The 17,595-nt window shown below is 34.9% G+C and carries 20 protein-coding genes; 17 read left to right on the top strand and 3 right to left on the bottom strand.

What is annotated here, in order from left to right:
• The first annotated feature begins 23 nt into the window (after window positions 1-23).
• The 15 genes from serS (at window position 24) to ABD792_RS11680 (ending at window position 11,483) form a co-directional block, all read left to right on the top strand.
• Window positions 24-1,295, top strand: a complete 1,272-nt coding sequence (gene serS / locus ABD792_RS11750) for a serine--tRNA ligase (RefSeq protein ID WP_345006275.1) — start codon at window positions 24-26, stop codon at window positions 1,293-1,295.
• A 154-nt stretch (window positions 1,296-1,449) separates the two neighbouring features.
• Entirely contained in the window at window positions 1,450-1,572 is a 123-nt protein-coding gene (locus ABD792_RS11745; protein ID WP_345006274.1) for a hypothetical protein, read from the top strand.
• Between the two features lie 266 nt (window positions 1,573-1,838).
• Window positions 1,839-3,620: a tetratricopeptide repeat protein gene (locus tag ABD792_RS11740; RefSeq protein WP_425568154.1), complete on the top strand. Its 1,782-nt coding sequence runs from the start codon at window positions 1,839-1,841 to the stop codon at window positions 3,618-3,620.
• A 66-nt stretch (window positions 3,621-3,686) separates the two neighbouring features.
• A complete protein-coding gene (locus tag ABD792_RS11735) occupies window positions 3,687-4,010 on the top strand; it encodes a DUF4286 family protein (protein WP_345006271.1) in 324 nt (107 codons plus the stop codon).
• A gap of 43 nt (window positions 4,011-4,053) precedes the next feature.
• Window positions 4,054-4,827, top strand: coding sequence for a 16S rRNA (adenine(1518)-N(6)/adenine(1519)-N(6))-dimethyltransferase RsmA (gene rsmA, locus ABD792_RS11730; protein ID WP_345006270.1), 774 nt, complete (start codon window positions 4,054-4,056; stop codon window positions 4,825-4,827).
• A 17-nt stretch (window positions 4,828-4,844) separates the two neighbouring features.
• The gene (mgtE, locus tag ABD792_RS11725) at window positions 4,845-6,218 is read left to right on the top strand and encodes a magnesium transporter (RefSeq protein ID WP_345006269.1); all 1,374 of its coding nucleotides are present in this window, start codon (window positions 4,845-4,847) and stop codon (window positions 6,216-6,218) included.
• A gap of 106 nt (window positions 6,219-6,324) precedes the next feature.
• The gene (locus ABD792_RS11720) at window positions 6,325-7,260 is read left to right on the top strand and encodes a 2-hydroxyacid dehydrogenase (RefSeq protein WP_345006268.1); all 936 of its coding nucleotides are present in this window, start codon (window positions 6,325-6,327) and stop codon (window positions 7,258-7,260) included.
• A gap of 36 nt (window positions 7,261-7,296) precedes the next feature.
• Complete coding sequence (locus tag ABD792_RS11715) at window positions 7,297-7,755, top strand: DUF1801 domain-containing protein (protein WP_345006267.1); 459 nt, start codon at window positions 7,297-7,299, stop codon at window positions 7,753-7,755.
• Between the two features lies 1 nt (window position 7,756).
• A complete protein-coding gene (locus ABD792_RS11710) occupies window positions 7,757-8,146 on the top strand; it encodes a VOC family protein (protein WP_345006266.1) in 390 nt (129 codons plus the stop codon).
• Between the two features lie 22 nt (window positions 8,147-8,168).
• Window positions 8,169-8,933, top strand: coding sequence for a sulfite exporter TauE/SafE family protein (locus ABD792_RS11705; RefSeq protein WP_345006265.1), 765 nt, complete (start codon window positions 8,169-8,171; stop codon window positions 8,931-8,933).
• A 62-nt stretch (window positions 8,934-8,995) separates the two neighbouring features.
• A complete protein-coding gene (locus tag ABD792_RS11700; RefSeq protein ID WP_345006264.1) occupies window positions 8,996-9,415 on the top strand; it encodes a TM2 domain-containing protein in 420 nt (139 codons plus the stop codon).
• A 253-nt stretch (window positions 9,416-9,668) separates the two neighbouring features.
• Window positions 9,669-9,992 (top strand): ArsR/SmtB family transcription factor, encoded by a 324-nt coding sequence (locus ABD792_RS11695; protein WP_345006263.1) that lies wholly within the window; start codon window positions 9,669-9,671, stop codon window positions 9,990-9,992.
• A gap of 21 nt (window positions 9,993-10,013) precedes the next feature.
• A complete protein-coding gene (locus ABD792_RS11690; RefSeq protein WP_345006261.1) occupies window positions 10,014-10,508 on the top strand; it encodes a DUF6428 family protein in 495 nt (164 codons plus the stop codon).
• A gap of 3 nt (window positions 10,509-10,511) precedes the next feature.
• Window positions 10,512-11,006 (top strand): GNAT family N-acetyltransferase, encoded by a 495-nt coding sequence (locus tag ABD792_RS11685; protein WP_345006258.1) that lies wholly within the window; start codon window positions 10,512-10,514, stop codon window positions 11,004-11,006.
• 57 nt (window positions 11,007-11,063) lie between these two features.
• On the top strand, window positions 11,064-11,483 hold the full coding sequence (locus tag ABD792_RS11680) for an arsenate reductase ArsC (protein ID WP_345006256.1): 420 nt from the start codon (window positions 11,064-11,066) through the stop codon (window positions 11,481-11,483).
• On the opposite strand, the gene ABD792_RS11675 is transcribed toward ABD792_RS11680, so the two are convergent.
• The 3 genes from ABD792_RS11675 to ABD792_RS11665 are packed head-to-tail and all read right to left on the bottom strand — an operon-like array spanning window position 11,480 to window position 15,063.
• Window positions 11,480-13,309 (bottom strand): GNAT family N-acyltransferase, encoded by a 1,830-nt coding sequence (locus ABD792_RS11675; protein WP_345006254.1) that lies wholly within the window; start codon window positions 13,307-13,309, stop codon window positions 11,480-11,482. The genes ABD792_RS11680 and ABD792_RS11675 overlap by 4 nt on opposite strands.
• A 22-nt stretch (window positions 13,310-13,331) precedes the next feature.
• The gene (locus ABD792_RS11670; protein ID WP_345006252.1) at window positions 13,332-14,582 is read right to left on the bottom strand and encodes an aspartate kinase; all 1,251 of its coding nucleotides are present in this window, start codon (window positions 14,580-14,582) and stop codon (window positions 13,332-13,334) included.
• Between the two features lies 1 nt (window position 14,583).
• Window positions 14,584-15,063, bottom strand: a complete 480-nt coding sequence (locus ABD792_RS11665; protein WP_345006250.1) for a GNAT family N-acetyltransferase — start codon at window positions 15,061-15,063, stop codon at window positions 14,584-14,586.
• A gap of 120 nt (window positions 15,064-15,183) precedes the next feature.
• Between ABD792_RS11665 and fbp the strand changes: the two genes are divergently transcribed.
• Together fbp and ABD792_RS11655 are read left to right on the top strand one after the other, a co-directional pair.
• Window positions 15,184-16,191: a class 1 fructose-bisphosphatase gene (gene fbp, locus ABD792_RS11660; protein WP_345006249.1), complete on the top strand. Its 1,008-nt coding sequence runs from the start codon at window positions 15,184-15,186 to the stop codon at window positions 16,189-16,191.
• A gap of 86 nt (window positions 16,192-16,277) precedes the next feature.
• Entirely contained in the window at window positions 16,278-17,465 is a 1,188-nt protein-coding gene (locus tag ABD792_RS11655; RefSeq protein ID WP_345006248.1) for a tRNA modification GTPase, read from the top strand.
• Window positions 17,466-17,595: the final 130 nt, after the last annotated feature.

Here is a 17,595-nt window from a genome sequence, read left to right as displayed (position 1 = left end):
TTTGTTGCCTAAAAATTTTAACTATGCTACAGGTCCCTTTTATAAGAGAACATAAAGATTTAGTAATAGCCAGATTAGCTAAGCGAAATATCGACGCATCTAAAATGATCGATGATGTTATTGGTTTAGATGAAGAAAGAAGGCAAATACAAACAACATTAGACAATGCGCTTGCAGAATCGAATACGCTGTCTAAAGAAATTGGGAGCTTATACAAATCGGGAGAAGTAGAAAAGGCTAATCTTTTAAAAAAGAAAACAAGTCAGTTAAAAGAACAAACGAAAGAACTTAACGAAACACTTAACGTTAAGGCAGAAGCTTTAAGCGAACTATTGTATAAAATACCCAATGTGCCTAATGAAATTGTTCCAGCGGGAAATTCAGATGAAGATAATGAAGAAGTCTATCGAGAAGGAGAAATACCTAAGTTGTTCGATGGCGCCTTGCCACATTGGGAATTAGCAAAGAAGTACGATATTATAGATTTTGAACTTGGTAACAAGATTACTGGAGCAGGATTCCCTGTTTATAAAGGTAAAGGAGCTAGGTTACAAAGAGCATTGATTGCCTATTTTTTAGATAAAAATACGGCAGCAGGCTATACAGAGTACCAATTGCCTCATTTGGTAAATGAAGCTTCAGGTTTTGGAACGGGACAATTGCCAGATAAAGAAGGTCAAATGTACCACGTTACAGAAGATAATTTATATTTAATTCCCACAGCCGAAGTGCCGGGAACCAATATTTTTAGAGATACCCTGTTAAATGAAGGCGACTTTCCAATAGCCATAACAGGATATACGCCTTGTTTTCGTCGTGAAGCCGGAAGCTACGGTGCGCATGTAAGAGGCTTAAATAGACTGCATCAATTCGATAAGGTTGAGATTTTACGAGTAGAACACCCATCACAATCTTATAATGCATTAGACGGAATGGTAAACCATGTAAAGTCTATTTTGCAAGAACTAAAATTGCCATACAGAATATTAAGGCTTTGTGGAGGTGACTTAGGATTTACATCTGCTTTAACTTACGATTTTGAAGTGTTCTCTACAGCACAAGACAGATGGTTGGAGATTTCTTCGGTGTCTAATTTTGAAACTTTCCAGGCTAACCGTTTAAAGCTACGTTTTAAAAATAATAATGGTAAAAATGAGTTGGCACATACCTTAAACGGAAGTGCTTTGGCATTACCGCGTGTTCTTGCAGGGATATTAGAAAACTACCAAACCGAAGATGGAATTTTGATTCCAGAGGTATTGCAGCCTTATACAGGATTTTCTAAAATTAATTAAATGTAGGTTTCATCTCTCAAAATAAACTATTTTTATTTTATTTAATCGATAAAAAGCAAAAAACGATTGCTGTTTGACGATTTTATGCTTATTTCTTTTGTGGTTAGGATTATATTTTAGAAGTTAGCTTTACCAAATCTAAACCTGACCTACCATGAAGAATGTTAAACGCATAGTACTTTTGATTACTTTGGTGTTTATTGCGGGAAAAGTTTTGTTTTCAGATTTTGATATTTCTAAGCCTGAAAACAAAATAACAGCGATAGTAAGTAAGTAAAATCAACTCTATTTTAAGGTTACTGTCCCCAATCGAGTAATTATATCGTTTTTAATTAACGGTAATTAATTGGACATTTATTTTGGTTGGTAAATGCCCGAATGTAAATTCGGGCATTTTTTATATACGCTCCAAAACACATTTGTTATATTTACATGGTAGAACACCACAAAGGTAAGTTTATTTGCTGGTGTTAATCAGTGGAACGGTGACCGTAAGGAACCCATTTGTAAAGTGTTTTTCGTTGCCAAATTATTAACAGACGTATGTGCTTGAAACGCCTTTTTATTATATTCATTTTTATAAGTACTTCTGCGTTTTCGCAAGACGATTTGCTTGCAAAAGAGTATTTTAAAAATGGTGATTTTGAAAAAGCTTTATATGAGTATAAAAGGCTATATGCCCAAGCCCCTAGTAATTTCAATTATGTAAATCAAATTATTAAGACCCAGCAACAATTAGAGCAATATAATGAAGCCGAAGCATTTATATTAAAAGTGATGGAGCGCATTAAGTACCCCGCTCTATTTGTAGAACTTGGTTATAACCATGAGCTTAAAGGGGATCTGGATGCAGCGACCACATATTATAACAAAGCGATTGCTAGTTTGGATACAAATGCTAACTATGCATTTTCCGTTGCACGAAGCTTTCAAAACCATACGCTGTTAGACCAGGCAATTGTCGTTTACGAAAAAGCCATGCAGCTAAAGCCCGAATTCAATTTTAGTCTGCAAGTAGCCCAAATTTATGGAGAACAGGGTAACATCGAAAAAATGTTTTCCAGCTATATGGGGTTTGTAGCTTCCAATCCTATAGCATTGGGTAATGTTAAGCGTGCTATTAATGACTTTATAAGTGAAGATGCCACAAATGAAAATAATGTGCTCCTTCGAAAAATAATACTGAAAAAAATACAGCAATCACCAGATTTAGTATGGAATGATATGCTAAGTTGGATGTTTGTTCAGCAAAAGGATTACAAAAAGGCCTTTATACAAGAGCGTGCTATTTTTAACAGGCAACCAGAAAGTTTAAGTAGGATAGAAGAATTAGCACTTATTGCTTCAGGAGAAAATGAAATAGAAATAGCTAAGGAAATATTTGCGTTTATAATAAATACAGCCCAAGATACAGATACCTTACTCGAAGCCCATTATAATTTACTGCAATTAGAAACGAAAATTAGTGGTAAAGAAAACTATGATACTATAACGGAAAAGTATCTAAATATATTTGAAAAATATGGGAAGTTGCCACAAACCTTTAAGCTACAAATTGCCTACGCCCATTTTTTAGCATTTTATAGAAATGAAGCAGATAAAGCGACAGTATTTTTAAAGAATTCTTTGGACTTGCCCTTAACTAAACTACAGCAGGCAGAGATTAAGTTGGAATTGGGTGATATCTTAGTGCTACAGGAAAAATTCAACAATGCTTTAATATACTATACCCAAATTCAGCGAAATTTAAAGAACAGTACTATTTCTCAATTGGCACGTTTTAAAGTAGCAAAAACAAGTTATTATAAAGGCGATTTTAAATGGGCAGAATCACAGCTTAAAATATTAAAAGCATCAACGTCACAGCTCATTGCAAATGATGCATTGGATTTAAAGTTACTAATCTCAGATAATAAATATGAAGATTCGTTGCAAATAGCCTTAAAACTATATGCAAAAGCCGATTTGTTAGCATTTCAAAATAGAAATGATGAAGCAATTAGTGTATTAGATAAAATATTAGAAGCACATAAAACGGAACCGATTATGGCTCAGGCTTTGTACAAACAAGGCCAATTATTTGAAATTAAGAAACAATTGGATAAGGCAGAGGCCAATTACCAAGCCATTATAGCAAATTATCGCGAAGGGATTTTAATAGACGATGCCTATTTTAGGTTAGCAGGTATTTATGCGAATTATTTGAATGAGCCCGAAAAGGCAAAGGCATTATACGAACAGATTATTTTCAATCATGCCGACAGTATTTATTTTGTTGAAGCCAGAAGAAAATATAGGGCTTTGCGCGGAGATATGATTAATTAGCTTGCGATAGAAGTATAAACTTCGGTTATTTGCAAAACTATAAACAATACCATTTTTAGAATTACCATGTATATATATAATGTAACTGTAAATGTTGACGAATCCATTCATGACGAATGGTTACTATGGATAAAAGAACATATTCCTCAAGTATTAGCAACAGGAAAGTTTAAAGATGCTAAATTGACTAGGGTTTTGGTTGAAGAGGATATGGGGGGAGTTACATATTCCATTCAGTACCGATCCCATTCTCGTGCAGCTTTAGATGCTTACTATAAAGAGGATGCCGATAGATTACGAAATGAAGGTCTCAAAAAGTTTGCCGATAAAATGCTGGCTTTTAGAACAGAACTGGAGATTATTGATGAGTATACGGTAAATTTCAAATAAGCATTGTCAGTTTCCGAAGCTAATATTATCTAAAAATTTGTGAATGACTGTAAGAGCAAAAAAACATTTAGGGCAACATTTTTTGAATGATGAAAACATCGCTCAAGATATTGCAAACACCCTAACATTAAAGAAGTATCAAACAGTTTTGGAAATTGGTCCAGGTATGGGGGTGTTGACTAAGTACCTCCTTAAAAAGCCAGTGACTACCTATGTTATAGAAATTGATACCGAATCGGTAGAATACTTACAGGCAAATTATTTAGTGCTGGCTTCCAGAATCATTGAAAAGGATTTTTTAAAGTATGACCTTAATACTGTTTTTAAAGGAACCCCTTTTGCTGTCATAGGAAACTTCCCGTATAACATTTCAACCCAAATTGTCTTTAAGGTTTTAGAAATGCGCGATCAGATTCCAGAGTTCTCAGGGATGTTCCAAAAAGAAGTAGCGCAGCGTATTTGTTCTAAAGAAGGAAATAAAGTATATGGTATCCTATCGGTTTTGGTACAGGCATTTTATGACGCCGAGTATTTATTCACAGTACCACCTTCCGTTTTTAGTCCGCCACCAAAAGTAGACTCTGGAGTTTTAAGGCTTATTAGAAAAGAAGATTATGCTTTGCCATGTGATGAAAGATTGTTTTTTAAAGTTGTTAAAACAGCTTTTCAACAGCGTAGAAAAACTATTCGTAACAGTTTAAAAACATTTAATTTGTCAGATAATTTAAAAGCAAATGTTATATTTGGCAAACGCCCCGAACAGCTAAGTGTTCACGAATTTATTTCACTAACACAATTAATTGAAAGCAATATTTAATAGTTACTATATCTAGTTTGTCCGAAGAAAAAGAAAACATACAATTTGAATTGACTGATGCACTTATTGAGCAAGTTGAGTCTCTTATCGAAGCAAAGAACGATAAGGAACTTAAGAAGTTGCTGGATGAGTTCCATTATGCCGATATTGCCGAAATTTTGGATGAACTTAATCTCGAAGAAGCAATATATATTATAAAATTATTGGATTCTGAAACGACTTCAGATGTGTTGATGGAGCTCGATGAAGACAATCGGGAAAAGGTGTTAAAAAACCTGTCCGATAAGGAAATAGCCGAAGAAGTTGAAGAGTTGGATACCGATGATGCGGCCGATATTATTGCCGAATTACCAGAAGATCGCCAGCAAGAGGTTATTTCCCAAATTGAAGATGAAGAGCATAAGGCAGAAATTAAAGAGCTCTTAGCATACGACGAGGATACGGCAGGTGGACTTATGGCAAAAGAATTGGTTAAGGTTTATGAAACATGGACCGTTGCTGGATGTTTACGCCGTATAAGAGGACAAGCTAAAGAAGTTACCCGTGTGCATTCCATTTATGTTGTCGATAAACAGGAAAAACTGGTTGGAAGGCTTTCCCTAAAGGATCTTATTGTAGCAAAAAGTGAACAAAAAATAGCAGATATTTACATTTCCAATGTCGATTTTGTTTACGTTGATGAAGATGTAGAAGAAGTAGCCAAAATAATGCAAAAGTATGACTTGGAAGCTATCCCGGTTATTGATCAAGAAAATACCTTGCTAGGGCGTATTACGATAGACGATATCGTAGATGTTATGAAGGAAGAGGCCGATAAGGATTATCAGTTGGCTGCTGGTATTACCCAAGATGTAGATTCAGATGACAGCATTATTGAACTTACTAAAGCACGATTACCATGGTTGTTCCTAGGATTAATAGGGGGTGTTGGAGCCTTCATGATTATGGAAGGTTTTGAGAAGTCTTTTACAGGAGATGCCTTTAAGATTTTCTTTTTCACGCCACTTATAGCGGCCATGGCAGGAAATGTAGGGGTGCAATCTAGCGCAATTATTGTACAAGGTTTAGCTAACGATGATGTAAAAGGAAGTGTTAACAGCAGGTTGCTAAAAGAAATGTTACTGGCAACACTTAATGGAACCATACTGGCCATTTTTCTTTTCTTTTTCATTTGGGTTTCAGAAGGTAGACAAGACTTGGGTCTTGCCATTTCAGTTTCTCTGGTGGCAGTAATTATTGTTGCAGGTTTAATAGGTACGTTTGTGCCTTTATTTCTGGATAAAAGAGGAATAGATCCAGCTATAGCTACCGGCCCGTTTATCACTACAAGCAATGATATTTTGGGAATCTTGCTTTATTTCTGGATCGCTAAAATGATTTTGGGGATATAATTTTTGAAGTTACCAGTCATTATGTCATTCCTGCGCACATAAGAATCCTCAAAATATTTCGAACCCTAATTCAAAACTTTGTAATTTTGATCGATAATTATAATAGATGAAAATCCTTCACTTAGACACCAATCACGAATTACTTATTAGTCAACTAAGCAAGTTAGGTTTTACCAATCACGAAGAATATGTTGCTTCAAAAGAAGCGGTTGAAGCAAAAATATCGGAATACGATGGCATTGTTATTCGTAGTAGGTTTACCATAGATAAGCAGTTTTTGGATGCAGCTACCAACTTAAAATTTATTGGAAGGGTTGGTGCTGGCTTAGAAAATATTGACTGCGAATATGCCAAGCAAAAAGGAATTGCCTTAATTGCAGCGCCAGAAGGTAACAGAAATGCGGTTGGAGAACATGCCTTGGGGATGTTATTGTCTTTGTTTAATAAGCTTAATAAAGCCGATGCCGAAGTACGTTCAGGGAAATGGTTGAGAGAAGCCAACAGGGGAATAGAACTCGATGGAAAAACAGTTGGTATTATTGGCTATGGCAGCATGGGTAAGGCCTTTGCAAAAAAGCTCCGTGGTTTCGATGTGAACGTTCTGTGCTATGATATTAAAGACGGTGTAGGGGATGACAAAGCAAAGCAAGTTGGTTTATCCGAGTTTCAGGAACAGGTAGATGTAGTTAGTTTACATACGCCACAAACACCATTAACCCAAAAGATGATAAATCTTGCTTTTATAGAACAATTTAAAAAACCGTTTTGGTTCTTGAATACCGCTAGGGGAAAGAGTGTTGTAACTCAAGATTTGGTAGATGCCTTAAAATCTGGAAAAATTCTTGGTGCTGGATTGGATGTACTGGAGTACGAAAAAGCGTCTTTCGAGCAGTTATTTACGTCTAATTTACCCGAAGCCTTTCAGTATTTAATACAAGCAAATAACGTTATTCTAAGTCCGCATGTAGCAGGCTGGACGGTAGAAAGCAAGGAAAAATTGGCGCAGACTATTGTAGATAAGATTAAAGCTAAGTTTTGTTAATTTTATAAAGTTTATCTTTACACTTTAACATGGCTTATGCAATACGATGCAAATTCACCAGAGGATTATATCAAACAGTTGCCGGAAGATAGGAAAGAACCAATAACGAGGTTACGCCAAACCATCAAAGAAAGTTTGCCAGACGGCTTTGAAGAGGGAATTAATTACAGTATGATTGGTTTTTATGTACCCCATTCGGTATATCCATACGGTTATCATTGTGACAACAAACAACCATTGCCCTTTATCAATTTAGCATCCCAAAAGCATTATATTGCCCTTTATCATATGGGAATATATGCAGATAAAACACTTTTACAATGGTTTAAAACAGCCTACAGTAAACAATGTAGTTATAAACTGGATATGGGTAAAAGTTGTATCCGTTTTAAGAAAACAGATGCTATTCCTTATGAATTAATAGGAGAGTTATGTACCAAAATGAGTGTGGACGATTGGATTAATCTTTATGAGGCAGCTATAAAAAAGAAATAAAATGAATAAACGAGTAACAGGAATTGGGGGGCTGTTTTTTAAGAGCAGTGACCCTAAGGCTATCAAAGCTTGGTATAAGAAGCATTTAGGATTTAATACCGACGATTATGGCTGTCTTTTTAGATGGAAGGATAATGATGGAAACGATGCAGCCACCCAATGGAGCCCGTTCCCAGAAGATACAAGCTATTATGAGCCTTCAAAAAAAGATTTTATGTTTAATTATCGCGTAGAGAATTTACATGAGTTATTAAAGGTCCTGAAAGAAGAAGGCGTAACTATCGTAGGTGAGGTTGAAGAGTACGAATACGGTAAATTTGGTTGGATTTTAGACCCCGAAGGCAATAAGATAGAGCTATGGGAACCACCAGTTAATGCAGCTAACCTTTAATTTGCGAACCTAAATCATTTATGTGTATTTTTTAGATATACTCCATACATTCAATCTATCAACATTTCAATGGGCGGCAATCTGTTTGGCCGCTTTTATATTAGGGGCATCAAAGTCTGGAATAAAAGGTATAGGAATCATAATTATTTTGGTTCTTGCTTTTGTTTTTGGAGAAAAAGCGTCTACAGGTATTCTGCTTCCCATGTTGGTTGTTGCCGATATTTTAGCTGTTGTGTATTATAATAGACATGCAAGGTGGCACTACATATTCAAGCTTTTGCCTTGGATGGTTATTGGTGTACTCGTTGGTGTTTGGATAGGTAATGATATTTCAGAATTGCTCTTTAAGCGTATCATGGCTGTTATTATTGTACTTTCTGTTGGCATCATGTTTTATAATGAAAACAAAAAATCTACTAATGTACCCAAGAGTAAGTTGTTTTCGGGAACTATGGGTTTTTTGGCTGGCTTTGCAACCATGATAGGGAACTTGGCTGGACCAATAGCCAATATTTATTTTTTAGCAGTAAGGTTTCCAAAAAATGAATTTATAGGTACCGTAGCCTGGTTATTTTTTATAGTTAATGTATTTAAATTACCCTTTCATATTTTCATATGGAAAACCGTTAATGTGGAAACATTGGTTTTAAATTCGGTTTTGATCCCTTCTGTTGTAATTGGTTTTTTTGTAGGAGTGTCAATTGTTAAGCTGATTTCTAATGTAAACTACAGGCGGTTTATATTAATAGTAACTGCAATAGGGGGGCTTATTATGCTATTTAGATAAACATTAAAAGCAATTCAATTTTTTCTTACCTTTATAATCCTTAACCAATAAACATTATACCAATGTCTGATGAAAAAAATTTAAGTGATGACCTTAACGATATGTTAGGAGATGCCAAAGAAGGTGCAAAGAAAACTGCCGATAAAGCAGGTGATTTTGCCGAAGAAGCCAAAGAAAAGGCCAAAGAGTTTGCTAGCGAAGCTAAGGATTCCGCTAATGAGTTTGCTGAGGGAGCTAAAGAAGCTTTTGAAGGTGAAAATAAAAAATTAGTATGCGGTATCGTTGCCATTTTAATCGGTTCGTTAGGAATTCATAAATTCATTTTAGGATATACTAAAGAAGGCATTATTCAACTTATAGCCTCCATAGTTACTTGCGGTATTGCCGGAATAATTCCATTTATTGAAGGTATTATATACTTAACCAAGTCAGATGAAGAGTTTTATAACACCTATCAAGTTGGGAAAAAAGGCTGGTTTTAGTTCTAAATACAACAATACCATTTCAACTTTAAATTTACACACATAAAATACGCCTTTTTACGCTATACATCATCACAAAAATAAACCGTAGCTATGGCTATGCCTGATTTTTCTTTTTCGTCTAGCGCAAAAATCCATCATTTTCTATTGAGCAAATTTAAAATCGAATTGGTATAAAAAGCCAAAAAAAATGTTTTTGGCTTTTTTATTAAATTTTATTATCGTAATATTGCAATATTAAAATGATTGGATTATGGGTATTACAAAAACACAAATATTTAATGAGGAGCAAAACGACCTTGCTCAATTCTTTAAAGTATTGGGGCATCCTGCACGTGTGGCCATTTTACAATATGTAAGTAATCAAAATGCTTGTATTTGTAATGATTTGGTAGAAGAAATTGGTTTGGCACAAGCAACCATCTCGCAGCATTTAAAAGAACTAAAAAGTATTGGATTGCTAAAAGGGGAGATTGAAGGGAAAAAGATGTGTTATTGTATTAATGTTGAGCGCTGGGAAACATTACAAAATCAACTAAATAATTTTTTTAATAAAACAAAATCAAATTGTTGTTAAACAAAAATAAAACAGTAACACATGAAAACACAAGAGTTATTTAAAGTATTAGAACAAAACAAGGGTAAAGCTTTGTTATTTGAATACGCACCGAGTTTATTTGTTGGGGCAAATTATCATATAACAGAAGTAAAGCACGTTAGCATTGATGCTGTGGACTGTGGTTCGCAAACCGATGCATGGAAAGAAACCATTATACAGTTGTGGGAAAGTCCAAATGAGTTAGGAAAAACGGAATACATGTCTGTGTATAAGGCATTAGGAATTCTCAATAAAGTAGGGAAGATGAGACCCTATGTGTTAGAGGCAGAAGTTAAATTTGAATATAGCAATGCATCTTTCCATACTGCTCAATTATTTGTTAACGATTTCGAAATACAGGGAGACAGATTAATAGTTAAATTAGCCGTCGAAAAAACGGACTGTAAGGCCAAAGCAACCTGTGGTGTACAAGAGGCCGAATTATCAATGGCAGATGAACAACCATGCTGTGAGCCAGGTGGTAATTGTTGCTAGGCTGTGAAGGCTATAAGGTTACGTCCATTGGATAAGAATGATTGGTATTCGGTTTCAAAGATATATAGCGAAGGCATTGCCACTGGAATTGCAACATTTGAAACAGAATACCCTTCTTGGGAACAATGGAACAATAAGTATCTTTCGCATGGTAGGTTAGTAGCTGTCTTAAATGATGCTGTTATTGGATTTGCTGTTTTAGCAGCAGTTTCAAAAAGAATTGTATATAAAGGTGTCGCAGAGGTTAGCGTATACGTATCCGAAGCGTTTAGAGGCCAACATGTTGGAGAGCGTTTATTAAAGATGCTAATAAGAGAAAGTGAAGCAAACGGTATTTGGACCTTGCAGGCTAGTGTTTTTTCAGAAAATAAAGCCAGTATTAATTTGCACTTAAAATGTGGGTTTAGGATGGTTGGTGTAAGGGAAAAAATAGGGAAATTAAAAGGAACATGGTATGATAACCTCCTTTTGGAAAGACGAAGTGAAATCATTCAGTAATACCTTAGGACCATAGTCGGTTTAACAAAGATTTTAATTATTTAAGATAAACATTTAATGAAGAATATTTTAGTATTATGTACAGGGAATTCCTGTAGAAGTCAGATGGCACATGGCTATTTAAACCATTTTCTGGATAACAGCAAAGCAACTGTTTACAGTGCAGGGATAGAAACCCATGGATTAAATCCTGGGGCATTAGCCATTATGAAAGAAGATGGAATTAGTATCGATCACCACACGTCGAATCACGTAGATGAATATGCCGATGTTAATTTCGACTATATTATAACCGTTTGCGATCATGCCAACGAAAATTGTCCTTATATTCCCAGTAAAAATGCATTGCGATTGCATCACAATTTTTTCGATCCTTCAAAGGTGGTAGGCACAGATGAAGAAAAGCACGCCGCTTTTTTAAAAGCACGTGAAGAGATAAAAGGGTATTTTAAAGAGTTTGTAGAAACCTATTTTTAGCTACCATTATTTTCCATAAACTTACGTTCCAATTCTGCTTGGAATTCTTCCATGACGGGGCGTACAGTGCTTTCAGGTAAATCGGCAATTTTAATGTACATGAGGCCGTCTACGGCATTATTGAATAGTGGGTCGACGTTAAATGCTACCAAACGGGCATTTTGTTTGATGTACTTTTTAAGTAATACCGGCAAGCGTAAAGCACCAGGTTCGACTTCATCGATAAATTTGTCAAATTTATTTAGATCGGCTTTGGTTTCATCAAATACAAAGTCTTTATCGGCATCCTTTAACTTAACTTTAAACTCTTTTTTAGGATGTACGTATTGTGCTATGTATGGGTCGTAATAATGCGATTTCATAAATTCGATCATCAAGGATTTCGAGAAATTCGAAAATTGATTGCTAATACTTACGCCGCCTATTAAGAACTTATGTTCGGGGTAACGTAATGTTGTGTGCACTATGCCTTTCCATAGTAAAAATAAAGGCATGGGCTTTTGTTGGTATTCCTTTATTATAAATGCCCGCCCCATTTCGATAGATGCACTCATCATTTTATATAATTCTGGTTCGAAACGAAAAAGATCCTGAAGATAAAAGCCGTTAATCCCAAAACGTTCAAAAATTTTAGATCCTAGCCCCATTCTGTATGCACCAGCAATCACCTTTGTTTCATTGTCCCAAAGAAACAGGTGATGATAATAAGAGTCAAAGTTGTCCAAATCAATTGCTTCATTGGTGCCTTCTCCAACCTCTCTAAACGTGATTTCCCGTAAACGACCTAATTCACGTAAAATATTGGGAATATTTTGAGCTTGGGCTAAGAACACTTCATAGTTTTTACTTTGCAATAAACGGGCATCAGCTTCTCTTAAGAGCTCCACTTCTTTTTCCATTAACTCGGTAGCAACTGGCGTAACAATACGTTTAGGGGTTTTAGCGGTTTTTAAGGTTGATGATATGTTATCTAATATCTTGGGCTTGTCTTCAAAAGAGTTGGATAACATGTATGTTTTTCGACGTAAAAATTCTGAGAATTCATCAAGACTGCTGTATTCTTGCTGGTCGGTAACCGAAATGGGTTTGCCTATCCTAACTCTAATAACACGCCGTTTTTGTGTTAATAGTTCTGATGGCAATTTGGCTGTTCTAAGGGTGTCACTAATTTTAGAAAGTTTATAAAACAGTTTGCTGTTTTTTGCGTGAAAATAAATAGGAACAACAGGAACTTCTGCTTTTTTTACAAGTTTCATTGCCGCTTCTTCCCAAGGCCTGTCCACAACTAGTTTGCCATCTCTGTAGGTCGATACTTCTCCGGCAGGAAATATGCCAAGCGGATGCCCTTCCCTTAAATGTAGAATCGCATTTTTAAATCCAGCAATGCTCGACTTAACATCTTTTCTGTCCTCAAACGGATTCACAGGCATAATATAAGGTTTCATGGGTTCAATGCGGTGCAAAAGGAAATTTGCAATAATTTTAAAGTCTTCGCGTTGTTCCAACATTAATTTTAAAAGTAGGATACCGTCAATACCCCCAAGAGGGTGATTTGATACAGTAATGTAAGCGCCACCTTTCGGGAGGCGTTTTAAATCTTCATCAGGAATTTCAAACTTTATTTTAAAATCATCTAGAATGGCATCTAAGAAGGGAACTTCGTTAAGGTGTTTATTTCTGTTATATATTTTGTTTAATGTAGATATCTTAAGGAGTTTCATTAGCAACCAACCAATAAAGGTGCCTATAAATCCGTATTTGTCTACATTTATTGCTCTGGCAACTTCTTTTGCTGTTACCAGTCCTGTATTTTGTTGCTTGGTCATGAGTGTAAAAGTACTAAATTGTTTATTTAGTTACTATTTGAATGGTTTCTTGCGTTAATTGTTTTAAAAGTACTGTTTTACCAGATTCTATTTGGTTGATGGCCTTTTCGTTATAGTGCCTAATTGTATACAACGATACATCTGAGTTACATGTTACTTTAAATTTAGCTTTTAACTGTTGTAATAAATCTTCCAGATTGTTATATATGTCATCAATACAAACCGAAAAGCTAATTGCGGAATTTTGGATAACATCTACTTTCATTTTATAAAGGTGCAATAAACTAAATATTTTACTTATGTTTTCCTCAACAATGTATGAAAAATCCAGTGAAGATAAAGAAATAAGTATTTGTTTTCTCTTAACAATAAAGCATGGGGTCATAGGGTTTAAGACCACGTCTCTACTTATTTTAGTGCCAGGGTTTTCGGGTGCCAAAAATGATTTTACAAATAAGGGAATTTCTTTACGTTGCAAAGGCTGTATAGTTTTCGGATGTATAACCGAGGCTCCATAAAAGGCCAGTTCAATAGCTTCGCGATAGGAAATGTCGTGAAGCAATTGGGCATTTTCAAAATATCTTGGATCTGCATTTAAAACACCTGGTACATCTTTCCAAATCGTAACACCGCTGGCATTTAAACAATAAGCATAAATGGCTGCAGTAAAGTCACTACCTTCTCGTCCTAGTGTTGTTGTAAAGTTATTGGCGTCACTCCCCAAGAAGCCTTGGGTAATATTGAGTATATTGGGATTAAAGTTGGAAGTTATTAAGCGTTGTGTGGTGTCCCAATCTACATTGGCACGTCGATAGTAATTATCTGTTTTTATATGTTCTCGAACATCTATCCAGTTATTCTTTAAGCCAATGGTGTCTAAATAACCACTTACGATTGATGTAGAAATCAATTCGCCATAGCCAATAATTTGATCGTAAACAAAATTATAATCGGGAGACTTATTGATTTTTAAAAAATTACTGAGCTCGTCAAAAAAGGCAGTTACTTTTTTAAAAATAGCCTGGTTTTCGTTGTCGAATAAGTCTAATAAAATAGCATTGTGATATTTTTTAACATCTTGCAGGGCACTTTGTAATTCGGCTTTTTTGTTAAAATAATTGTTTATGACCTTTTCTAAGGCATTGGTGGTTTTACCCATTGCAGAGATAACAATTAGTGTGCTTTTTTGCTCTGTTTTCTGTAAAACGGTTACCAAGTTTTTTACACCTTCAGCATCTTTAATAGATGCACCCCCAAATTTAAATACCTGCATACTATAAATTGGATATATATGCTTTAATGCCTTGTTCGTCTAAATGTACAGTGTCCCAATCCCTTAAAACGCGTGCGCCTTTTTTCTCGTATAATGCAATGGCTGGGGCGTTCCAGTCTAGCACTTCCCAACTAATACGTTTAACACCTAGACTATACCCATAGCGAATTACTTCGTCCAAAAGAGCAGTTCCAATACCTAAACCACGCATGGTTTCATTAACGATTAAATCCTCTAAGTGTATTATCTTTCCTTTCCAGGTAGAAAATCGGTGAAATACTATTGCTGCTCCTTCTACCTTATTGTTTACTTCGGCTACGAAGCAAAGGAACGCAGGTTGTTTTCCAAAACCATCTGTTTGTAGATCTGTTACGGTAACTTCAACAGCATCTTCTTCCTTTTCAAATTTAGCTAGTGCTTTGATTAATTCAAGCACCTGCGGCATGTCTTCTTTTTTGGCGTGTCTTATCGTGAAATCCATAATCCTTTTTAAAGCTTTCAAATATAGTTTAAAGTTGTTTATTTCTTGGATTAATCTTTAACGAAAACGTTGTAGTTGGCTAAAAATTAATGGATATTTGCACAAACTAAAACTTTAATTATGTCTCATAAAATACAAACCTTAGGGGAATTTATCATAGAAAACCAAGCTGCTTTTAAGTATTCTTCAGGCGAGCTGTCCAGACTTATTAATTCTATTAGATTGGCAGCAAAAGTTGTAAATCATGAAGTGAATAAGGCTGGTTTGGTAGATATTATAGGTGCCGTTGGGGATACAAACATACAAGGTGAAGACCAACAAAAATTAGATGTATACGCAAATGAAAAATTTATACAAACATTAACCAAACGAAATATTGTTTGTGGTATTGCAAGTGAAGAGGAAGATGATTTTATTGCCATTAACAGCCAAGATGAGAATCATCAAAACAAATATGTAGTGCTAATTGATCCATTGGATGGATCTTCGAATATAGATGTAAATGTTTCTGTGGGGACTATTTTTTCTATTTATAGGCGTATAACGCCTGTTGGTACTCCGGTGACACTTAAGGATTTTTTACAGAAGGGGAGTCAGCAAGTAGCGGCTGGTTACATTGTTTATGGTACGTCAACTATGTTGGTGTATACTACGGGAGCTGGGGTTAATGGGTTTACGCTGAATCCAGCCATAGGCTCCTTTTATTTGTCGCATCCTAATATGAAATTTCCATTAGATGGTAATATATATTCCATTAATGAAGGGAATTATAGTCATTTTCCACAAGGCGTAAAAAACTATATCAAGTATTGTCAAGAGGAAGAGGGCGACAGACCCTATACTTCAAGGTACATAGGCTCTTTGGTGTCCGATTTTCATAGGAATATGATTAAAGGAGGTATTTATATATATCCGCAAAGTTCGAAGAATCCTAATGGCAAGTTACGCTTGTTATATGAGTGCAACCCAATGGCTTTTTTAGCAGAACAGGCTAATGGAAAGGCAAGTGATGGCTTTACCCGAATTTTAGATATTCAGCCTATTGAACTTCACCAACGTGTGCCTTTTATTTGTGGGAGTAAGAACATGGTTGAAAAGGCAGAAGCGTTTATGCAGAAAACACTTTGATATAAATAACATTTTACCTGAGATTATATAGGATATTATTTATATTTATGAGAGATTTTTTTCTAAACTAAATATTTAAATAAATTATGAAAAAACAGCTTATTTACCTTTTTACAGTTTTTGTATGTATTAATTGCTTTTCGCAGATTTCTTTTGACAAAGGATATTATATTGATAACTCAGGAAAAAAAATTGAATGTTTAATTAAAAATAGTGATTGGAAAAATAATCCTGTTGAATTCCAATATAGATTATTGAACGATGAAGAAGTTAAAAGTATTAAAACAGACCAGATTAAAGAGTTTGGAATATATAATGAATCAAAATTTTACAGGTCTATTGTTAATTTAGACAAGTCTAGTGATGTGACAAGTGCATTGAGTGATGTAAAAGAGCCCATATTTGAAGAGCAGCAACTTTTATTAAAAGTATTGGTTGAGGGAAAGGCTTCTTTGTACCAATATGTGAATGGAAATTTAACAAGGTTCTTTTTCAAAACGAGTAATGGTAATATTGAGCAATTAATCTTTAAAAGGTATAAACCGGAATTTAGTACTATAGCTACCAACAGTTATTTTAAAAAACAGTTATGGGACGCTTTGAGGTGTAAGGGAAAGCCTTTAGAAGGTGTTCAGGGTTTAGATTATAGAAAACAACAATTGGTTAATTTGTTTGTGAGGTATAATGAATGTACAGATACTAAGTTTAATAATTTCAATAAAAAGCAAAGAAGCAGCTTTTTGAACTTAGCAATTAGACCTGGGATGAGTAGTGCTTCTCTTGAGGTTTCAAGTACAGCGCAAGAATTTAAGAATGCAGATTTTGGGAATAAATTAGGTTTTAGAATAGGAGCTGAAGTAGAGTATGTATTGCCATTTAATAGTAATAAGTGGGCGGTGATTGCTGAGCCTTCTTATTATAATTTTAAAGCTGAGAAGGAATTAAATACAACAGCTGGTACAGCTACAGTTGATTATAAATCCTTTGAAATTCCTTTTGGAGTTCGGCATTATTTATTCTTGAACGATAATTCAAGATTGTTTTTGAATGGCTTGTTAGTAATGAATTTTTCAAATTCAAAAATAGAATATGAGAAGGCAGATGAATTAAGGATTGATCCAAATGCTAGTTTTTCTATTGGCGTTGGTTACAAATATTATAGATATGCTTTGGAATTAAGACATGGGTTAAGGAGGGGTATAATAGGTCGTCAAGTTAGTTGGAAATCGGATTATGAAAGAGTATCATTAATTTTTGGGTATACCCTTTTCTAGCTTAAGATATAAAAGGGCAAATTTTAAAAATTTGCCCTTTTAAGTTAAATAGTTGAGAAGTTTATTGGTTTCAAATTAGGGTCTAAAACCCTGCAATTTCATTGCAGCACTTTAGTTATATTAAAAATTA

The sequence above is a fragment of the Snuella lapsa genome (assembly GCF_039539345.1).
GTDB lineage: Bacteria > Bacteroidota > Bacteroidia > Flavobacteriales > Flavobacteriaceae > Snuella > Snuella lapsa.
This window is presented reverse-complemented; position numbering and strand designations above follow the sequence as displayed.